This is a genomic window from Stenotrophomonas lacuserhaii (genome assembly GCF_039674585.1).
GTDB classification, from domain to species: Bacteria; Pseudomonadota; Gammaproteobacteria; order Xanthomonadales; family Xanthomonadaceae; genus Stenotrophomonas; species Stenotrophomonas pennii_A.
The window spans coordinates 1-19,966 of the sequence record NZ_JBDJNU010000022.1 but is presented as its reverse complement, the minus strand read 5'-3'; the positions used below and the strand labels follow the sequence as shown (position 1 = coordinate 19,966).

Sequence of the window (19,966 nt, the reverse complement as noted above, 5' to 3'; positions counted from 1 at the left end):
CGCCTTGATGCTCGTGGTCATCTCATCTCTCATCTGATGACCACTGCCCCCACGCGGGTGCACCAAGCGACCGAAACGCGCCTGAGCGACAACGTCCTGCACGAAACACAAAACTGATTCAGCGCCGATCCGACTGCCGCAGAACAGACAGAGCGCTATTACGAGGTCTTCCGGGAGATCACTGCGTAGTCCAATGGCGCCCTGAACTGCTCGATGATCCGGTTGATCGAGTTGGATCCCGGCTGGCTCTCATCGAGCAGTTCCGGAAACACGACGTCACGGGCCTGGGTAAGTCGATCAATCCGCACGTCCGCGAAGCCACGAGAACGTGTGAGCCACAACAACAGATCCGGCGGAATCGGGTTGCGATGGGTCGGGTCCATGTAGAAGGAGAAAGCACCAACGCTCAGGTTCTCTGGATTGGGCGTTTCGAGAATCAGCATGCCGCCAGGACGCAGAACGCGATGACACTCGTCGATCAGAGCGATCATTGTTTCAAACGCAAGATGCTCGACCAGGTGCATCGAGGTAATGACCGAAGCAGAGCCCGCAGGCATCCCGCGCAGGACCTCGAACGCATCGCCGTGTACGACGTCCAATCCCATCGCGCGACAGGTCTGGACGAACATGCCATTCATGTCTATCCCGCGCCCGGGATATCCGGCGTCGCGAACCAGTTCCAGCCATTCCCCGCGACCGCAGCCTATATCGAGCACCAGAGCGCTGCCCGGATCGGCACCACAAACCAGTTCGACATCATGCAGATACGGACGGACACGCTCCTTGACCAGCTCGCGCGAACCACGGAATGAATCCTCCAGCGCGGCGTACATGACATCCATGTCCGACGCCGCCGACACGGATCCATGCACCTCCGGACCCGGCAGGGCAGCGCCGCTGGCGGATGCCGCATTCGCGACTTGAGGCCTGCCACCCAGCTCCAGGACGTCCAGGCGACCTTCATCGCGGCTCTGCCGCGCATTGATCGCACTCATGTCAAGGTTGAACCGGGCATGGTGATCACGCCCCGCTGCAGCACTCTCCTCTACAGCGACACGCAACGCCTCAAGGCGCTGCTCGTGCTCGCCCGCGAATGACTTTGCGATATCCAGCTGGCCCCTCAATTGCCGCAGTTCTGCTGCGTCATCTTCCAGTCGCTGCTCCAGCAGGCTCATCCTCACCAGCATGCTCGGCCTGCGAGTGGCAGCAGGTTCAGCGGGATCCACTCCTGCCGTCGTCGCCTGCAGTACTTCGGGACCGAACTCGGATTGGACGATCATCTCCAGCGAAGCAAGCCGCGCGTCGTGCGCCTCATCGCGCACCCCCGAGCGGGACTCGGCCAACTGCAGCTGGGTCGTGAGCTCCGCCAGCTGCCGCTCGATCTGCATGCAGCGGCTACTGGCGAGGTTCGATACTTCATTCAGCAGCTCGCCGATCCGCCGGGTTTCCCGGACGTTGCGGGCGAGATTCAGCGATTCGGTGCGGGCCATGCGCGGCAGTCGGATGGCAGCGTGGGCCCACTCGATGACCGGACCCAGAAGACGCTTGCGCTTCCAACGTTGCAGTGTCCACAGAAGGCGCAGTCGATGGATGCGGGTACCCCGCTGCTCGCCCTCCAGCGACCAGCGGAGGGCACCCAGCACCTCCAGCTTGGTTATGCTGCCGTCACGCAACCGCTGCGTATACGTGGTCAATGCCCCCTGATCAGCGGGTCGACCGAGCATTGCACGGTAAGCATTGTCGACGAAGTCCACGTCCTCGTACTGCAGCAGTTCCTGCAGCGTGTACTGCTGTTTATCGGCGATCTGCCCGGTGTCCGGCAACCAGTGCGGCGCCTGCTCCCAGCTTTGCTGCGCATCGCCACTGCGTTGGGCCGATCGCGTTGCGAGCTCATGACGCACCTGTTGCATCAAAGCCCCTGCCTTCATCTCATGCGGAGACGTCATTCCATGGTCCTCACTTCAATAGCACCATCCGTAGCCTCTTCCTGCCATTCAATACGTGATGGCAACCAGGCTGAACCGACGAAATGCTGGTGGGTGATATTGGCAACTTGAAAAACCGTGGCCAGATCACGCCACTGGAAATTCTTGACAAGGTGGGTTTCTGTACTCGACAGGGCTACCGAAACGGAATAGCTGCCGGGTCCCAGGTTGATATGGAACGAGACGCTGAAACGGATACGCTGACCCGGCGACAGGTCCCCAAGGACCTGCTCAGAGTAGTGCGTGTTGGTACCGTAAATGGGTTGCCCGAGCCGATCCCTGATCATGTAACCAAACACCAACCTTTCGATCGGCTCATGGATTTCAACCACGACGTCCAGTGACACAGCTTCTCCCACGCCCACGTATTCAACGGCCTCGCCAGCGGAATTACGCAGGGTGATCGATCCGAAGCTGGCCTCGCCTGTGCCTGAGACCGTCTGCACAGGCCCGCCCTCTTCGCGCACGGTCAGCAGCTTGCTGTTTTCTTTTTCGGCGATCAGGGCATTGTAGTAATCAAACACCTCACGCGGCTCTCCATCGAGCACTTTTTTGCCGGCGACGAGCAGGATGGCGCGGTCGCACAGCGCCTGCACGGCCGTTGGGTCATGCGAGACGAACAGCAGCGTCGTGCCAGCAGCACGGAAGTCCCGAATCCGCTGGAAACATTTATGGACGAAGTAAGCGTCGCCGACCGACAGCGCCTCGTCCACGATGAGGATGTCCGGGCGGGTCGCGGTTGCAACACTGAAGGCGACACGAACCTGCATACCGCTTGAGTAGGCGCGTACCGGTTCGTCGAAGTAGGACCCGATCTCCGCGAACTTCTCCACCTCCGGAACGATCCGCTCGATGTCTTCCCCCGAAAAGCCAAGCAGTCCGGCGGCATGACGGACGTTTTCGCGCCCACTCAGCTCCGGGTTGAAGCCCATGCCGAGCTCGAGGATGGCGGCCACCCGTCCGGTCAAGTGGATGGCACCTTCGGTCGGACGCGCGGTGCCGGTTACCAGCTTCAGCAGCGTGCTCTTGCCTGCACCATTCTGCCCGATGATGCCTACCGCTTCGCCGCGGGCGACCTTGAAGTCGATGCCGCGAAGCACCCAGGTTTCAGCGTCCGGCTTGGGGTTGGCTCCAAACCATTTCGCAAAGCGCTTCCACTCGCTGCCCCAGTGGCGATACGCCTTGCCGACACCGGAGACGAAGATTTCGCCACTCATAGCATGTCCACCATTTCTGCATTTGCCTTGCGGAATACCACCAGCGCCGCCACGCCCATGATGAGCGAGGCCAAGGCCAGCCATCCGAGGTCACTCCAGTAAGGGTCGCGGCCGTAGACCAGCACGTTCTGGTAGCTCGCAATCAACGGGTGCAGCGGATTCAGGCGGAACCAGGCCTGCGTGCTGGCCGGGAGGATCTCCAGGCTGTAGACGATGGGGGTGAACCAGAAGAGTGCCTGCAGCACGACGGGGACGACCTGGCCGATATCGCGTACGAATACATTGAAGACACCAAGCAGGGTGCCCAGCGAGAGCGACAGGACCAACGTGATCAGGATCAGCACCGGCAGCCAGAGCGCATGGGCATCGGGAAAGTGCCCCAGCGCCGCAAACACGAGAAAGATGGCCAGTAGCAACAACGTGTTCTGCACCAACATGGTCCCGGCAAGGATGATGGGCAGGCAGATCCTTGGAAATGCCATCTTCTTCATCAGGTTCGCGTTGTCGATGAAAAGACTGACTGATTTCGTGATCGTCTCGGCGAACAATGTCCAGCCCAACGTGCCTGCCATGAGGTAGAGCGCGTAGGCGTATTTGTTGTCGATTCCCGGAAGCTTGGCGGAGAGCACTTCCGAAAGAATCAGGGCGAAGATGAGGACTTGCGCCAGTGGATGAATGATCATCCACATGGTTCCCAGCTTGCTGCGCAGGAACCTGATCTTCAGATCACTGCGAATCGAGGAAAGGATGAAAAAACGGTATGCCCATATCGAGCGCATCATGTCACCCATGGTTCTCACCTGCGTAGTTCATTTCTTCCTTGATTTCCCTGACTCGATTCAAGATGATGCGCGCCGCGTTTTCAGGCGACAGGCGCCCCAGCACGGCGGTGCGCGCGCGGGCACCCAGCCGGGAGGCCGCGACAGGGTCGTCGGCCAGTTTCCGCATGGCAGCGGAGGCAGCGCCAACGTCTGCCTCTGCCCACTCAGCTCCATCGGGGTGGGGATAGTCCCCATCCCTCACGGGTATCCTGCGGAATCCAACCAGCAGTGCGCTTTCGGAATCCATGAACTCCAGATTGCCGGACCACCCCGTCGCAATGACAGGCTTGCCCAGCGCCATGCACTCCGCAAGCCCGAGACCGAAACCCTCTGCACGATGGAGTGACACGTAGGCATCACAGCAACGCTGCAGGGCGTTCAGGTGGGCACGATCAATGACGTCGTCGCGGATGATGATGCGATCGTCTCCCTCCCCTGCGCTCAACAACGCCCGGAACTTGTCCGGATGGCGGAAACCATTGCTGGATTTCACCAGCAGGCGGACGTCGTCACGATCAGCAGGGAACGCGGCACGGAAGGCCGAAAGGACCGCGAGCGGGTTTTTCCTTTCAATCCAGGAGTTGAAATCAAAGGTGGCAAGGAAGGTGAACTTCCCCTCTTCCAGACCGAAATCCTGACGCTGCAGGCCGCTATCGGGCAGGGCACTCAATGGTAGAGGGACACGCAGCAGGGGCTTCTCGGTGACGCGTCGGAAAGCGTCCTCAACGAATTTGCTGGCCACCATGATCTCATCCACCAAGGCCAGTGCATCAAGCCACTCGTCGGGAATCTTCTCCAGCTCCCAGAACCAGCAGGCGACCAGATAGCGACCTCGTAGCCTTGCCTCGCCGATCTGTTCCAGGGCCGGCTTCAAATAATCAGGATTGACGAAGATGATGCTGATTTCGTGCGGCATATCCGTGCCAATCCACGCATCCAGGCTGGTATCTTCCCAGCCATGTGGAAGCGCCAGGTCGATGTCGTACAGCGCGACATCCGCGCCGGAATCAATCAATGCGCGTGCATACAGTCGAGCACTTTCAGCCAGGCCGAACTGGCCACGCATGTACCCCAGCAGGTTAAGGCCCGGACCACCCGAGTGCCCCGGCATCTTGACAGGATCGAGGGCTGCGCGATTCGCACCCAGGTCCCAACGTGGAGTGCGCGGGAAACGGGCACTTGCGCTCGCACGCGAGGCGAGCAGGGACGAAGCCCAGTTGCGCCATCGCGGAGGAAGCTGCCGGTACACAAGCTGCAGCACACGCTGTTCTCTGATCCATGCCGACAGGTTGAGCAGGTGCAGACCCGGCCTGGCGCCTCGACGGTGCGGCAAACGGTTGGCTTCGTTACTCATGTACCGAAAGCGCCCTTTCCAGATCCACCATCAGATCCCCCAACTCCTCCACCCCGACACTCAACCGCACCAGCCCCGCACTGATCCCAAGCGCCTCCCTCCGCTCAACCGGAATGGAAGCATGCGTCATCACTGCAGGATGGTTCACCAGGCTTTCCACCCCACCCAGCGATTCGGCCAGCGTAAACAGCTCCGTCCGCTCGCAGAACACCTTCGCCGCCTCGAACCCGCCCTTCAGCACGATCGATACGATGCCGCCGTAGCCGTTCATCTGGCGCGTGGCCAGCTCATGCTGCGGATGGCTCTTCAACCCCGGATAGATCACCTTCTCCACCGCAGGCTGGGTTTCCAGCCACTGCGCCAGCGCCATCGCATTGGCGCAGTGCGCCTTCATGCGCAGCGGCAGCGTCTTCAGCCCACGCAGCGCCAGGAAGCTGTCGAACGGGCCCTGCACGCCTCCGATCGAGTTCTGCAGGAAGGCCATCTGCTCGGCCAATTCCGCGTTGTCACCGACCACCACCATGCCGCCGACCATGTCCGAATGGCCATTGAGGTATTTGGTGGCCGAGTGCAGCACCAGGTCCGCGCCGAGTTCCAGCGGGCGCTGCAGCATCGGCGAGGCGAAGGTGTTGTCGACCACGATGACCAGGCCGTGTTTCTTCGCGACCGCTGCGACCGCAGCGATATCGACGATCTTCAGCATCGGGTTGGTCGGCGTTTCAATCCAGACCATCTTCGTGGCCGGGGTGATCGCCGCTTCGAACGCGGCCAGGTCGGTCAGGTCGACGAAGCTGAAATCCAGGCCGGCGGTGCGGCGACGCACGCGCTCGAACAGGCGGAAGGTGCCACCGTAGATGTCATCCATCGCCACCACGTGGCTGCCGGCATCCAGCAGCTCCATCACGGTGGAGGTGGCGGCCATGCCGGAGGCGAACGCGAAGCCACGCGAGCCGCCTTCCAGTGACGCCACGCAGCGCTCGTAGGCGAAGCGCGTCGGGTTGTGGGTACGCGAATACTCGAACCCCTGGTGCTCGCCCGGGCTGCTCTGCGCATAGGTCGACGTGGCGTAGATCGGCGGCATCACCGCGCCGGTGCTGGGATCGGGCGACTGGCCGCCGTGGATGGCCAGCGTGGCCAGCGAAAGCGCGCGCGCGTGGGCCGGCTTTGAAGAGTCAGACATATAAGGGTTTCCTGCTGGGCGCCCAGGTGGTCGCCGTTGAAGGTTCGGGAGTCTATCAGCGCGGCCTTAACGACCTTTGACCCTGATAAACACGTATTCAGTGTGTAAAATCTTCGAACGTCGCCTTACTGAACGCGACGGCGCAGGTAGTTCAGCAGATCGATCCGGGTGATCAGGCCCAGGAACGTATCGCCGTCCATGATGATCGCCACCTGGCCGCGGTCGAACACCGGCAGCAGCGCTTCGATCGGTGACTTCACGTCCAGCCGGTCCAGCTTGCTGACCATCGCGGTGGACACGGTGTCGCGGAAGCGCGCTTCGTCGCCGTACACATGCAGCAGCACGTCGCTTTCATCGACGATGCCGACCAGCGTGTCGCCGTCAACGACCGGCAGCTGGGACACGTCATACAGCTTCATGCGCTGGTAGGCGGTGGTCAGCAGGTCGTTCGGGCCGATCACCACGGTGTCGCGCTGGCCGTACGGGCGCAGGATCAGGTCGCGCAGGTCGCCGTGCTGCGGGCGCTCCAGGAAGCCGTTGTCCAGCATCCAGTAGTCGTTGTACATCTTGGACAGGTACTTGTTGCCGGTGTCGCAGACCAGCACCAGCACCCGCTTCGGCGTCGTCTGCTCCTTGCAGTACTTCAGCGCCGCCGCCAGCAGGGTGCCGGTCGACGAGCCGCCCAGGATGCCTTCCTTGCCCAGCAGTTCGCGGGCGGTATGGAAGCTTTCGGCATCGGTGATGGCATAGGCCTTCTTGACCCGGCTGAAGTCGGAGATCGACGGCAGGAAGTCCTCGCCGATGCCTTCCACCAGCCAGCTGCCGGATTTGTCGTTCAGCACGCCGTCGTTGATGTATTCGGCCAGGATCGAACCCACCGGATCAGCCAGCACCAGCTCGGTCTTCGGCGAAAGCGTGGAAAACGCGCGCGACAGGCCGGTCATGGTGCCCGAGCTGCCACAGCCGAACACGATCGCGTCCAGCTCGCCGCCCATCTGCTCCAGGATCTCCGGGCCGGTGCCGAATTCGTGCGCCGCCGGATTGTCCGGGTTGCCGAACTGGTTGATGAAGTAGGCGCCGGGGATCTGGTCGGCGATGGTCCTGGCCAGGTCCTGGTAGTACTCCGGATGGCCCTTGGCCACGTCCGAACGGGTCAGCCGCACTTCGGCGCCCATCGCCTTCAGGTTGAAGATTTTTTCCCGGCTCATCTTGTCGGGAACCACAAGCACCAACTTGTACCCCTTCTGCTGGGCCACCAGCGCCAGCCCCAGGCCGGTATTGCCCGCCGTGCCTTCCACCAGTGTGGCGCCGGGCTTGAGGTCGCCGCGCTTTTCCGCCGCCTCGATCATCGACAGGCCGATACGGTCCTTGATCGATCCGCCCGGGTTGGCGCTTTCGAGCTTCAGGAACAGCTCGCAGACACCGGTGTCCAGGCGCTGGGCCTTGACGATGGGGGTCTGGCCAATGAGGTCGAGGACGGAAGCATGGATGGGCATTCGGGGGACTTCGATTCGCGCCGCGCAGGGCCGGACATTGGATTATCCGCTGTATGGGCGTGAAGATGGTAGGCCTTGCAGGCCTGCCGGCGGGTAGGCATGTACGCCGAAGCCAAGTGGCGCGGACGACATGGACCGACGAGGAGGTCCACGCCGCCCGCGACAGGGAACATGGGGGGCGAAACAGCCCGGGCACCACGATCGGCGGTGCCCGGGCGGTGGCGGGCTCAGCGGCGCGCCAGCAGGACGGCCATCATCGGCCGGAACGCCCGACGGGGCGTGGATGGGTCAATTCGAGGGGGAGGATTGCGATTGCGGGGCGGTCTCGAGCATGCGCAGGAGACGTTGCTTGGCCAGCAGCTTTTCCCGCTTCATCCGGCCCAGGGTGACATCACTCACGGCGAACACGCCGAGCTCGGCATCCATGCACTGGCGATTCAACTTCCGGTGTTCGTCATGCAGGGTCCGGAACTCCGGATCGCGCGCGCGGCGGGCCTCGATCTCGCTCTGGGACTGATCTTCAAACATGATGTACCTCCTTCAGCAGAAACACGAACGCCCCGGCCTGGCGGCACGGGGCGTCTGTCGGGAGAAGAAGGGCGCGGTCCGCGCGCAGGGCGGCGTTCCGTCCGGCATTCCACACTGGCCCGTGGATGATTGCCTGCTTCGGTTCGTGCCCAGATTGCATCGGCCCGGCCCTCCCGTCGTCCGGTCCGCACGATGCGTCCCGGACGATTGACCCTACGCTTGCCCGAGGGGGCCTACAAGCCCCATGCGACAAAAAACCCTCTTGCGGCGACGAGGGGTTCAGGCAAGTGAGACCGGACGCCCATTTATTAACGAAAACAATACTTTAAGGTGAAACGATCACCTCTGCCGAACGGGCGCGGGTGGACGCCGCCTTCTTGCCGGCGACCTGGATGCGGTTGCTGGCGACACCTGCCGCGACCAGTGCGTCGCGCAGCGCCTCGGCACGTCGCTGGCCCACGCCGTTGGCGCTGTCATAGGCCTCGATCCGCACCCGCCCCTTGCGACCGATGTTCAGGTACTCGCCGAGTGCCTTCGCTTGGTTCTTTGCCGCGTTGGACAGGGCGGCCTGGCCATTGGCATAGGCATCACCGGTCAAGGTGAACACCTCACCGCGGCTGTCGAATTTGCTGGCCGGCAGCTTCTGCCCGGAGACCAGTTCGGCCTCTTCGCGGGCCAGCTTGGCGGCGTTCTGCTGTGCGGCGCTGAGGCGCTGCTGCTGCTTGCCGGCCACGCTGGTCAGGGCATTTTCGGCGTCCTGGCGGGCCAGCGCTTCGCTTTCGGCAGCCAGGCGCAGGCGCTCGGACTCTTCAGCCTGGATCTGTGCCTGCACGCGCAGGCGCTCGGCCTCCTGGCGTGCTCGCGCCGCCTCGCGACGGCTGGCCTCGATCAGCAGATCGCTGCGGGTGCGCTCCAGCTGGTCCACTTCACGCTGGGCCAGGGCGGCGCGCACGGCGGTCTCGGCGATCTCCACCCGGCGCTCGGCGAGGTAGCGGGTCAGCTCCTGGTCGCGGCGCTTGGCGTTGCTGAAGGTGCTGATCGCCTGCTGCGCCTGCATCCGTTCAAAGGCGCCCAGGTTGGCCGTGTCCGGGTTGGCCGAGATCGCCATCAGGCGCTGGTTGAGCTGCATCACCAGTGGGTCATCGGCGGCGACGGCCAGCAGCGGCAGGGCCAGAAGTCCGGCAGCGAGATAGATCGAACGTGCACGCATCAGCGGTTTTCCCCGGTTTCGAGCTGGCGCTGCAGCTGGTTGACTTCGTTGCGGCGCAGCTGCAGCTGCGAGGTCGCGGTGGCTTCCTCGCTGCGTGCACGGGCCAGGTCGGCGTCGGCGGCAGCGCGCAGGGCCATGGCTGGCGCGTTCTTGCGCTCGCGGCGGTCGTCGGCGGCGCGCTGGGCCTGCTGCAGCCCTTGCCGGGCCATGCCGATCAGGTCCGGCGCGTACTGGTCGGCATCTGCCTGGGTGGCGCGGTCCACCGCCTGGCGGGCCTGGGACAACTCAAGCGCCCCGTCCTGGGCGAAAGCCGTGGCGGGGGCGGAGAGTGCGAATGCCAACGCCATCACATACAGGCCATGGCGCATTTGTGCGAAGCTACGTTGATTCATTTGGGGAGGCCGTGCCGGTTGTTGTGCACGGCCATTGTCGTCATGCCGACGCCATGCTTGCAACTTGAGCCGTCGGCGACTCGTTTTTGGGGAAAAACGCGATGGATATCGGCTACTTCCTGAAGCTGATGACCGAAAAGAACGCTTCGGACATGTTTTTGACGACCGGCGCGCCGGTCTATATCAAGATTGAAGGCAAGCTCTACCCGCTGGGCAACACCGGGCTGCCGCCGGGCATGGTCAAGAAGATCGCCTATTCGCTGATGGACGAAGGCCAGGTGCCCCAGTTCGAACGCGACCTGGAGCTCAACATGGCGATCGCCCTGGCCGACACCGGGCGCTTCCGCGTGAACGTGTTCAAGCAGCGCGGCGAAGTCGGCATGGTCATCCGTGCCATCCGCAGCCGCATTCCCAGCATCGAAGAGCTGAACCTGCCGCAGGTGCTGAAGGACGTCATCATGACCCCGCGCGGGCTGGTGCTGGTGGTGGGGTCCACCGGCTCGGGCAAGTCGACCTCGCTGGCGTCGATGATCGACCACCGCAACAGCACCACGACCGGGCACATCCTCACCATCGAGGACCCGATCGAGTACCTGCACAAGCACAAGATGTCGATCGTCAACCAGCGCGAAGTCGGCCTGGACACCCACGCCTTCCACAACGCGCTGAAGAACGCGATGCGTGAAGCGCCGGACGTGATCCTGATCGGCGAAATCCTGGATGCGGAAACGATGGAGGCCGCGATCGCCTTCGCCGAAACCGGGCACCTGTGCCTGGCCACGCTGCACTCCAACAACGCCGACCAGACCATCGAGCGCATCCTGAATTTCTTCCCGGAAAGCGCCCACCGCAATGTGTTGATGAACCTGTCGCTGAACCTGCGTGGTGTCATCAGCCAGCGGCTGGTGAAGGGCCACGACGGCCGCCGCCTGCCGGCGACCGAGGTGCTGATCAACACGCCGATGATCCGCGACCTGCTGCGGCGCGGCCAGGTGCACGAGATCAAGGCGGCGATGGAAGCCTCGCTGGAAGAAGGCATGGAAAGCTTCGACCAGTGCCTGTTCCGGATGGTCAAGGACGGCATCGTCGACATCGAAGAAGCACTGCGCGCGGCCGATTCACGCGACGGCCTGGCACTGAAGTTCCGGCTGTCCGAAGGCAGCAGCGGCGAGCACGATCCCTACGCGGACTTCTCCGCCGGCCAGCCGACCATCTCGCACGGCTTCTGAAAAAAGGGGACGGAGGGGATTAAGTCGTTTTCGACCCGACACGGTCGAAAACGACTTAATCCCCTCCGTCCCCTTTTTAGTCAGGCGGCGTCGGGCTGGTTTTCGGGGCGGGCGGCGTCGAAGGCGGGCAGCGCCAGGCAGGCCGCTTCGATGCGGCGCAGGGTCGGATAGCCGGCCAGGTCCAGTCCGAAGCGATGCGCGTTGTACAGCTGGGGCACCAGGCAGGCGTCGGCCAGGCCGGGCCGGTCACCGTGGCAGAACGTGCCGGTGCCCGGGCTGGCGGCCAGCATCGTCTCCATTGCCGACAGCCCTTCGGCCATCCAGTGCAGGGTCCACTGCGTGCGCGCATCCGCGGCCCGCTGCAACGGCCCTTCCAGGTACTGCATCACCCGCAGGTTGTTGAGCGGGTGGATATCGCAGGCCACCAGCTGGGCCAGGGCACGCACCCGTGCGCGCCCGACCGGATCGGCCGGCAGCAATGGAGTATCAGCGAACACCTCGTCCAGATATTCCAGGATCGCCATCGACTGGGTCAGTACCTGCCCACGATGCTGCAGCGTCGGCACCAGCTCCTGCGGGTTCAACCGGTGATAGCTGTCCCGATGCTGCTCACCGCCGCCGCGCACCAGGTGCACCGCGTGGCCCTGCCAGGCCAGGCCTTTCAGGTTCAGCCCGATGCGCACGCGGTAGGCCGCGCTGGAACGCCAATAGGTATGCAGGACGATCCCGCCCTGCCCGCCCGGCGCAGGCGCCGATGCGCCGCTCACGGCGTGGCGGCCTGCTCGATGCGCTGTTCGATGGCACCGAAAATACTGGCCCCGTTGGCATCCAGCATCTCGATGCGCACCACGTCGCCGAACGACATGAACGGCGTGCTCGGCTTGCCGTCGCGCAGCGTTTCCACCGTGCGCAGTTCGGCGAAACACGAAGCCCCCTTGCCGGTGTCCTCGTTGGCGATGGTGCCCGAACCGACGAGGGTACCGGCGCCCAGTGGCCGGGTCTTCGCCGCGTGCGCCACCAGCTGGCCGAAGTTGAACTGCATGTCCACGCCCGCTTCCGGCGCACCGAACCACGTGCCGTTGACGTGGGTCACCAGCGGCAGGTGCAGCTTGCTGTCCTGCCACGCATCACCGAGCTCATCGGGAGTGACGAACACCGGCGACAGCGCCGAGCGCGGCTTGGACTGCAGGAAACCGAAGCCCTTGGCCAGCTCGCCCGGGATCAGGTTGCGCAGCGATACGTCGTTGACCAGCCCGATCAGCTGGATGTGCGTGGCCGCCTGTTCCGGGCTGACGGCCATCGGCACGTCATCGGTGACCACGACGATCTCCGCTTCCAGGTCGATGCCATGGTCTTCGCTGACCACCTTCACCGCATCGCGCGGACCATAAAAACCGGCGCTGGTCGCCTGGTACATCAGCGGATCGGTATAGAAGCTGTCGGGCACCTCCGCGCCACGCGCCCGGCGTACCCGTGCCACGTGCGGCAGGTAGGCACTGCCATCCAGGAATTCATACGCACGCGGCAGCGGCGAGGCCAACGCCTGCATATCGATGTCGAACACCCCATCGGCATCGCCGGCATTCAGCGAATCGGACAACGCCTGCAACCGCGGCGCGCTGCGCGACCAGTCTTCCAGCGCCGCCTGCAACGTCGCGGCGATACCCGTGGCGCGCACCCCGCGCTGCAGGTCACGCGAAACGACGATCAAGGTGCCGTCGCGGCCGCCTTCCTTCAAAGAACCAAGCTTCATGGGCACATCCGGCTGAGGTGGCAAACAAGTTTCAAGTGTAATCAAACCCCCGCGACGGCGGAAAGCTGCGCCGCCGCATGGCGAGGAGTGTATGCCGCGCATGCGGTTCATCGGACACCTCCTCGCGCGCCCCCACCCTCCCGCCGAGCACGGCTCGGCGCTACCAGCTCTCCAGACGCCAAGGAACCTGTCAGAGGGCCGGGCGGGGAGGCTTTGCGGGGGCGTTGAGCGCCATGGATGGCACGAAACGAGGCCCGCAGGATGCGGCCTTTGCCGTCCCCCGCACAGCCTCCCCGCCCGGCCCCACCCGGATCCGGCTTTTGCGCCGGAGCACAACCTGAACACGCACCTTTGCGCCGCATCTCATTCTTCGGTTAGACTTCGCCGGTCTGCAGCGGCCGTCCGTTTCCCTCCGGGATCGCCGGCGAGCCAGGTCACCCGACCCCTCGCCCGCCCCCACTCCGGCGCCGTTCGTCACGCATTCCAGCCTGCGCTCTCCGCGCCGGCTGCACCCAATTTCTCGCAGCGCGGTTCACGGGAACGCTCCGAGTCAGCCGATCTCATCGATCTGCCCCCGCTTGGTCATTCGGCCAGGCGTTCTCTGTTTTTGGAGCTTTCTCGAATGTCTTTTGAATCCCTGGGCCTTGCGCCCTTCCTGCTGCGTGCGCTTTCCGAGCAGGGCTATGAAACCCCCACCCCGATCCAGGAGCAGGCCATCCCGCTCGCCCTGGCCGGCCGTGACCTGCTGGCCGGCGCACAGACCGGCACCGGCAAGACCGCCGCCTTCGGCCTGCCGCTGCTGCAGCACCTGGCCACCAATTCGCAGGAAGTGTCCAACGGTGGCCCGCGCAAGCCGCGCGCCCTGATCCTGACCCCCACCCGCGAACTGGCCACCCAGGTGCACGACAGCCTGCGCGGTTACAGCAAGTACCTGCGCATTCCGAGCGCCTGCATCTACGGCGGCGTCGGCATGGGCAACCAGCTGGACATCCTGCGCCGTGGCGTGGACCTGCTGGTGGCCTGCCCGGGCCGCCTGATCGACCATATCGAGCGTCGCAGCATCGACCTGTCCGGCATTGAAGTGCTGGTGCTGGACGAAGCCGACCGCATGCTCGACATGGGCTTCCTGCCGTCGATCAAGCGCATCCTGGCCAAGCTGCCCAAGCAGAACCGCCAGACCCTGCTGTTCTCGGCGACCTTCGAAGAGAGCATCAAGCAGCTGGCGATGGAGTTCATGCGCAACCCGGAGCAGATCCAGGTCACGCCGAAGAACACCGTCGCCGAACTGATCACCCACCGCGTGCACCCGGTCGATGGCGGTCGCAAGCGCGACCTGCTGCTGCACCTGCTCGCCCAGGACAGCCGCGAGCAGACCCTGGTCTTCGCCCGCACCAAGCACGGCAGCGACAAGCTGGCCGCGTTCCTGGACAAGTCCGGCATCAAGACCGCCGCGATCCACGGCAACAAGAGCCAGGGCCAGCGCCTGCGTGCACTGGCGGACTTCAAGGCCGGCCGCGTGACCGTGCTGGTGGCCACCGATATCGCCGCGCGCGGCATCGACATCAACGAGCTGCCGAAGGTGATCAACTTCGATCTGCCGATGGTCGCCGAAGACTACGTGCACCGCATCGGCCGTACCGGCCGCAACGGTGCCACCGGCGAAGCGATTTCGCTGGTTGCCCAGGATGAAGTCAAGCTGCTGCGCCAGATCGTGCGCCTGCTCGGCCGCGACATGGACATCCGCGACGTGCCGGGCTTCGAGCTGCAGGTGCCGATCCGCTGGGGCAACAGCGCCCCGGGCAAGGCCGACAGCGATATGGGTGACCGCGGCGTGCGCAAGACCTCGCATGCCCGTCGTCCGCACGGCGATGCCCCGCGTCACGCCCATGCAGGCCCGAAGAAGGCCGGCGGTGGTCGTCGCGAAGGCGGCGGTGGTGCCGGCCAGGCGCGTGCCGCGCAGGGCCAGGGCCAGCGTCGTGGTGGTGGCGGCCGCAGCCAGGGCAGCAGCAGCCGCGCGGTCTGATCCGCGCCATGCGCAGTTGACGATTTCGGTCGTCGCGCCTGATTGAGAGGGACGGAGCGCGAGCTTCGTCCCTTTTTCGTTTGCGTCCGCCGAGCATGGCTCGGCGCTACCGATTCTCCGCGTCCGCCGAGCGTGGCTCGGCGCTACCGATTCTCCGCGTCCGCCGAGCATGGCTCGGCGCTACCAACGGGCTGTTTCAGAAGCGGTAGGCCACGGTCACGCGTGTATTGCGGCCCGGCTCGCTGTACCGGCCGATGCCCTGCTCGTTGACGTAGCCATACAACGTGTTGGTGCCTTCGTAGATACCGCGCACGCGCTGCCACAGGTAGTACTCACGATCGGTCAGGTTGTACACGCCGGCACTGACCCGTAGCTGTTCGGTGACGTTCCAGCTGCCCACCAGGTCCAGCACGGTGTAGCCGTCGGCCTTGCCGACCCAGTCGGGCGTCCCGCGCGTGCCGTCGGCCAGCGTGGTGTAGGCATCGTCGGCGTCCTTGCCCCACGCGTGGGTCAGGTTGGCGGTGACGTTCCACACCGGCGACGGCGCGTAGCGCAGGCCGACCACCACGCTGGCCGGGACGATGCTTTCCAGCGGATCCCCGTCGGCCTTCTCGCCTTCGCTGTAAGCGGCGGCAATGCGCGAGGACCATGCATCGCTGAACTGCCAGCGGCCTTCCAGCTCGGCCCCCTTCACCGTGACCCTGCCGGCGTTCATCGGCATCGTCGCGTTGTAGCTGTACTGGATCGGCGCGGTGGCGGTGGTGCGGTAGCCGTTGGCGTACGCCTGTGCGGTGATCACCGTCTCGATGAAGTTGCTGTAGCGGTCGCGGAACAGCGAGAAACCCAGCTGGCCCCGGTCGCTGCTCCAGCGGTAGCCGAGTTCCACGTTGAGGCTCTTTTCCGCGTCCAGCTCCGGGTTGGACGACGACGTATCGAACTGCACCTGGGCACCGGTGATGGCATCGAAAGCAACGGTGCTGCCGGTCGGTGAGTACAGATCGGCCACGCTCGGCGCGCGGAAACCGCGGCCGACCTGGGCCCACACGGCATGGTCGGGCAGGAAGCGGAATTCGGCGCCAAGCTGCCAGCTCGGCGCGGAGAACCGCAGGTCGCGCACGCTGCCGGTCGGGTCGACGAAGGTGGCATCCACCGTCGGCGAGTAGTCATAGCGGTCATAGCGCGCACCGCCGCTCAGGATCAGGCGCTCCTCCATCAGGGTCACGCTGTCACGCAGGTACAGGTTCCAGTTGCGTGCATCGGTCTTCGGTACCTGGCGCGGATCCTGGTCCACGGTGGCGATGTCGCCGGCCGCGGTCCAACGCGTATCCACGGCAGTGAAGTCGACATCGCGGGTCTGCCAGGCCAGGCCGTAGACGATGTCATGGCGCGCGCCGGCGTTGTCCAGCACCTTGCTGAAATCCAGCGCTGCACGGTCCAGGGTCTGTTCGGTGGAGCGGTTCTCGCTGCGCAGGCACGGCACGGTGCGGCCCGGGCAGCCGCTGCCGGCGAGGATGGTGGTCAGCCCACGGCTTTCGGTGACCTGGTGGTCCAGCTGCGCTTCCATGCTGTCGAACAGCGCATTCTGCGGGCGATACTGCCAGCGCATGCCATAGCGGTCACGGTCGTTGCGGTCGTCACCACGGCGCTCGAGGTAGCCTGGCGAATAGACGCGCGACAGGTTGTCCACTTCATTGCGGGCGCGGCCGCGCTCGATCATGAAACCCAGCGTGTTGCGCTCGTCCAGCTGCAGGTCCAGCTTGCCCAGCAGGTTGTCGCGGGTGCTGTCCACCGGGTCCGGCGTACGCCGGCCGACACCGATGCGGTCTACCGTGGTGTCGTACCAGCTTTCCGATTCGTGGCCTTCGCGGCGGGTGTAGACCAGCATCGATTCGGCGATGCCGCTGCGGTTGGCGAAGGTCAGCGTGCCCATCGTTTCATCGTTGGAACCGCTGTAACCGAACTTCATGCCGACGTGCGTATCGTTGCCGGCCGGCTTCAGGTAATCGGCCGGGTCCTTGGTGGTGAACACCACCGCGCCGCCCAGCGCCCCGCTGCCGGCGGTGATGGAGTCGGCGCCCTTGATCACCTGCAGGCTCTTCAGGGTGTCGATGTCCACGTCGCCGCGACCGCCGCGGAAGAACTCGTAGGAACGCGCGGTCTCGACTGATTCGCCCAGGCTCAGCCCGTCGACGGTGATCGCCACGCGGTCGCTTTCCAGGCCACGGATGTTGAAGCCGTTGTCACCGAAACGCCCCATGTCGACCACGCTGACGCCGGGAATGTAGCGGATCGCCTCTTCCATGTTGTTGGCCATTCCCGCGTCCAGGTCGGCAGCGGTGAGGACGGTGACGTTCTGGTTGCGCGAGGTGCTCTTCTTCGCGCGTTCGGCTTCCACGCGCACGGTATCGAGGGTACCGGCGTCTGCCGGCGCACCGGCATGCGCGGCGGGCATCGCGGACAGGCTGGCGAGCACCGCCAGCGAGAGCAGGGAAAGGGACAGGTTCATCGGGAAAGCTCCGCAGGGAGAAAGGGCTGGACGTACGCCGTTCCTGGCTGTCGGCGCGTCGAGCGCCGGTGCGGGCTGGGAGGTCGTGGAAGTTCGTGTTCCGGGCGCGCGAGGCGTGGTCGCGGCGCCGTGGTGCCGGCGGCTTGCCGGCACCGGCGTGGATCAGGGTCTGGCGACCGGTTCCGGGTCGCGCGCATCGACGATGCGGTCGCCATTGGTGTCGGCGCGCTCGAACAGGCGCTTGCCCGACACCTGGTACTCGGCGAAGGTCATCTGCCCGTCCTTGTCGGTGTCCAGCGCACCGAAGCGAACGCCTGCCTGGCGGGCACCGGCCTCGCGCACCGTGGCGCGCTGCGCATCCAGGCGGCCGGCAAACTCGGCGGTGTACTCGGCCAGATCCAGCTGGCCATCGCCGTCGGCATCGGTGGCGGCGAAGGTCGCGGTACGCGCGGCATCGAACTCGGCCCGGTCGACTACCCCGTCACCGTTGCGGTCATACAGTTCCAGCATGCCGTTGGCGGTGTGCGAGGTCGGCATCTTCAGCGGATCGCGGTTGGTCGCCGCCGCGCTTTCGCGGGTCGCTTCCTGGCTCTTCTGGTAACCCGCCCAGGTGCGTTCGCCGGCCGCGTCGAACTCTTCGCGGCTGATGCGGCCGTCGTTGTTGCGGTCCAGCGCCTTGAAGCGCGTATCGGTCTGCCGCAGGTGGCCTTCGCGGGCCTTGGCCAGGCGCTCGTCGAAGCGCTGCAGGTATTCGTCGATGTACTCCTGCTTGTCCACGCTGCCGTCGCCATTGGTGTCGGTCGCGGCGTAGCGGGTACGTCGGAAGGTCTCGAACTGCGCCCAGCTGACCGCGCCGGTGTCCTGCGGATCAAACTGTTCAAGGAAGTCGGCGGCCGCGGAGGACGGCGCCTTCGCACCGGCCTGGGGCGCCTGTGCGGCAGCGCCGGTGGTCGTGGCCAGCAGGGCCATGAAGATCACGCTCTTGTTCATTCGGGTGGGCCTTGGAAGAAGGGTTTACGGTTCCAGCACGCGGAAGCTGAGCGTGTAGTTGTTGCCGTACTGCGGTGCGGCCGCGCCTTCGGGTGCCGCGCCGCGGTAGCGGATCAGCGCCAGGTAGGCGCCGGCATGCTGCAGCGGCAGGCTGGCCTTGCCGGCGGCATCAGTGGTCAGCTCGATCGGTGCCGGCTGCGCCTGTCCATCGCCAAGCGCGCGGTTGATCTCGACCTTCTGCGCCGGCAGCGGCTTGCCGTCGTAGCGCACTTCGAAGTGGAAGTGTTCGCCGACATACAGGTCGCTGGGGTGGGTCACCGGCACCAGCTCCAGGCCCTTGCCATACGGTGCGAGCGCTTCGGTGGTCGGCGCGCCGGCGGTCAGGTACACCTCCGAACGCGACAGGCTCTGGTAATGCGAGACGATCTTCGCCCCCGCCGGCAGCGGCGCGGACGGTTCGCGGCTGCTTTCCACCTTGCCGTTGACCTCGAACGTGCGGAACACCGCCCCCAGGCGGTTGCCGGTGCTGAAGCGGTAAGTACCCTTCTTGCCCGGCAGGCGCTGTTCCACCACCGCGCGGGTCTTCAGCAGGTGCACGGTGTCCGGCGCATGCTGCACGCCATCCGGATCGGTCACCACGAAGGTGCTGTTGTCGAACACCACTTCAGGCACGAAGAAGGTTTCGGCAAAGCTGGCATCCAGGGTCACCAGGCTGGTGGGTTGGATCTGGAACGTCGCAGGCGCCAGGAACGGCGTATGCGCATGGGCAGGCATCACGGCGGCGGCCAGCATCAGGCCGGCCAGCAGGCAGGTTTTCATCGGCATCTCGATTGGAAGGCACCGGCCCCAGTCCGGCGGCGCACACTCTATGCCTATTGCGAATGATTCGCAATACGATTGATAGGGCTGCGAGCGGCGGGGCCCCTCGCGGCGGGTGGGTCTGGAGCGGGTTGCTGGGTTGGCGCCGGGTGGTGGGGCTGGTCGGGGGACGGCAACAGCCGCATCCTGCGGGCCTCGTTTCGCGCAATCAATGGCGCTCAACGCCCCCGCAAACCCACCCCGTCCCACCGTCGACAGGTCCATGCTGGCCCGGGTAGCGCCGACCCATGGTCGGCGGAATGTGCCAGGCAACGGCCCGCTGCGCTCGCCGACCATCGGTCGGCGCTACCGCTTTCTTCTTTTTTTATTACGCGGCCGGCGGCCACCGGAACCTGTCATGGGCCGGGCGGGGAGGCTGTGCGGGGCCTTGAGCCGCAGGAGCGGCGAAGAGCTACATGGATGT

General features: G+C 64.9%; 16 protein-coding genes. 2 read left to right on the top strand and 14 right to left on the bottom strand.

Annotated elements, in window-relative coordinates; translation table 11 throughout:
* Positions 1-158: 158 nt before the first annotated feature.
* The 9 genes from ABE522_RS10210 to ABE522_RS10170 form a co-directional block, all read right to left on the bottom strand.
* On the bottom strand, positions 159-1,946 hold the full coding sequence (locus tag ABE522_RS10210; protein WP_346591595.1) for a class I SAM-dependent methyltransferase: 1,788 nt from the start codon (positions 1,944-1,946) through the stop codon (positions 159-161).
* Positions 1,943-3,202, bottom strand: a complete 1,260-nt coding sequence (locus tag ABE522_RS10205; protein WP_346591594.1) for an ABC transporter ATP-binding protein — start codon at positions 3,200-3,202, stop codon at positions 1,943-1,945. Before ABE522_RS10205 ends, ABE522_RS10210 begins: the two co-directional genes overlap by 4 nt.
* On the bottom strand, positions 3,199-3,993 hold the full coding sequence (locus tag ABE522_RS10200; RefSeq protein ID WP_346591593.1) for an ABC transporter permease: 795 nt from the start codon (positions 3,991-3,993) through the stop codon (positions 3,199-3,201). The genes ABE522_RS10205 and ABE522_RS10200 overlap by 4 nt, the downstream gene beginning before the upstream one ends.
* Positions 3,986-5,377, bottom strand: a complete 1,392-nt coding sequence (locus ABE522_RS10195) for a glycosyltransferase family 4 protein (protein ID WP_346591592.1) — start codon at positions 5,375-5,377, stop codon at positions 3,986-3,988. Before ABE522_RS10195 ends, ABE522_RS10200 begins: the two co-directional genes overlap by 8 nt.
* On the bottom strand, positions 5,370-6,557 hold the full coding sequence (locus tag ABE522_RS10190) for a cystathionine gamma-synthase (protein ID WP_346591591.1): 1,188 nt from the start codon (positions 6,555-6,557) through the stop codon (positions 5,370-5,372). The genes ABE522_RS10195 and ABE522_RS10190 overlap by 8 nt, the downstream gene beginning before the upstream one ends.
* Before the next feature lie 125 nt (positions 6,558-6,682).
* Complete coding sequence (locus tag ABE522_RS10185) at positions 6,683-8,053, bottom strand: pyridoxal-phosphate dependent enzyme (protein ID WP_346591590.1); 1,371 nt, start codon at positions 8,051-8,053, stop codon at positions 6,683-6,685.
* 288 nt (positions 8,054-8,341) lie between these two features.
* Complete coding sequence (locus ABE522_RS10180; RefSeq protein ID WP_346591589.1) at positions 8,342-8,581, bottom strand: HP1242/YdcH family protein; 240 nt, start codon at positions 8,579-8,581, stop codon at positions 8,342-8,344.
* 325 nt (positions 8,582-8,906) lie between these two features.
* On the bottom strand, positions 8,907-9,791 hold the full coding sequence (locus ABE522_RS10175; RefSeq protein WP_346591588.1) for a hypothetical protein: 885 nt from the start codon (positions 9,789-9,791) through the stop codon (positions 8,907-8,909).
* Positions 9,791-10,159 (bottom strand): DUF4398 domain-containing protein, encoded by a 369-nt coding sequence (locus ABE522_RS10170; RefSeq protein WP_101100164.1) that lies wholly within the window; start codon positions 10,157-10,159, stop codon positions 9,791-9,793. Before ABE522_RS10170 ends, ABE522_RS10175 begins: the two co-directional genes overlap by 1 nt.
* Before the next feature lie 125 nt (positions 10,160-10,284).
* Here ABE522_RS10170 and ABE522_RS10165 point away from each other — a divergent pair, with 125 nt between their 5' ends.
* Entirely contained in the window at positions 10,285-11,412 is a 1,128-nt protein-coding gene (locus tag ABE522_RS10165) for a PilT/PilU family type 4a pilus ATPase (RefSeq protein WP_042613770.1), read from the top strand.
* An 80-nt stretch (positions 11,413-11,492) separates the two neighbouring features.
* Here ABE522_RS10165 and maiA read toward each other — a convergent pair whose 3' ends face one another.
* Positions 11,493-12,179, bottom strand: a complete 687-nt coding sequence (maiA, locus tag ABE522_RS10160; RefSeq protein ID WP_346591587.1) for a maleylacetoacetate isomerase — start codon at positions 12,177-12,179, stop codon at positions 11,493-11,495.
* The gene (locus ABE522_RS10155) at positions 12,176-13,165 is read right to left on the bottom strand and encodes a fumarylacetoacetate hydrolase family protein (protein ID WP_346591586.1); all 990 of its coding nucleotides are present in this window, start codon (positions 13,163-13,165) and stop codon (positions 12,176-12,178) included. Before ABE522_RS10155 ends, maiA begins: the two co-directional genes overlap by 4 nt.
* A gap of 622 nt (positions 13,166-13,787) precedes the next feature.
* Between ABE522_RS10155 and ABE522_RS10150 the strand changes: the two genes are divergently transcribed.
* Positions 13,788-15,188 carry a DEAD/DEAH box helicase gene (locus ABE522_RS10150; protein ID WP_346591585.1) on the top strand — a complete coding sequence of 467 codons (1,401 nt, stop codon included), beginning with the start codon at positions 13,788-13,790 and terminating at the stop codon, positions 15,186-15,188.
* Positions 15,189-15,384: 196 nt separating this feature from the next.
* Here the strand turns inward: ABE522_RS10150 and ABE522_RS10145 are convergent, their stop codons facing one another.
* From ABE522_RS10145 to ABE522_RS10135, 3 genes are all read right to left on the bottom strand, one after another.
* Positions 15,385-17,694, bottom strand: a complete 2,310-nt coding sequence (locus tag ABE522_RS10145) for a TonB-dependent hemoglobin/transferrin/lactoferrin family receptor (protein WP_346591584.1) — start codon at positions 17,692-17,694, stop codon at positions 15,385-15,387.
* Between the two features lie 162 nt (positions 17,695-17,856).
* The gene (locus ABE522_RS10140) at positions 17,857-18,684 is read right to left on the bottom strand and encodes an EF-hand domain-containing protein (protein ID WP_346591583.1); all 828 of its coding nucleotides are present in this window, start codon (positions 18,682-18,684) and stop codon (positions 17,857-17,859) included.
* Positions 18,685-18,708: 24 nt separating this feature from the next.
* Positions 18,709-19,503 carry a DUF4198 domain-containing protein gene (locus ABE522_RS10135; RefSeq protein ID WP_346591582.1) on the bottom strand — a complete coding sequence of 265 codons (795 nt, stop codon included), beginning with the start codon at positions 19,501-19,503 and terminating at the stop codon, positions 18,709-18,711.
* Between the last annotated feature and the right edge of the window lie 463 nt (positions 19,504-19,966).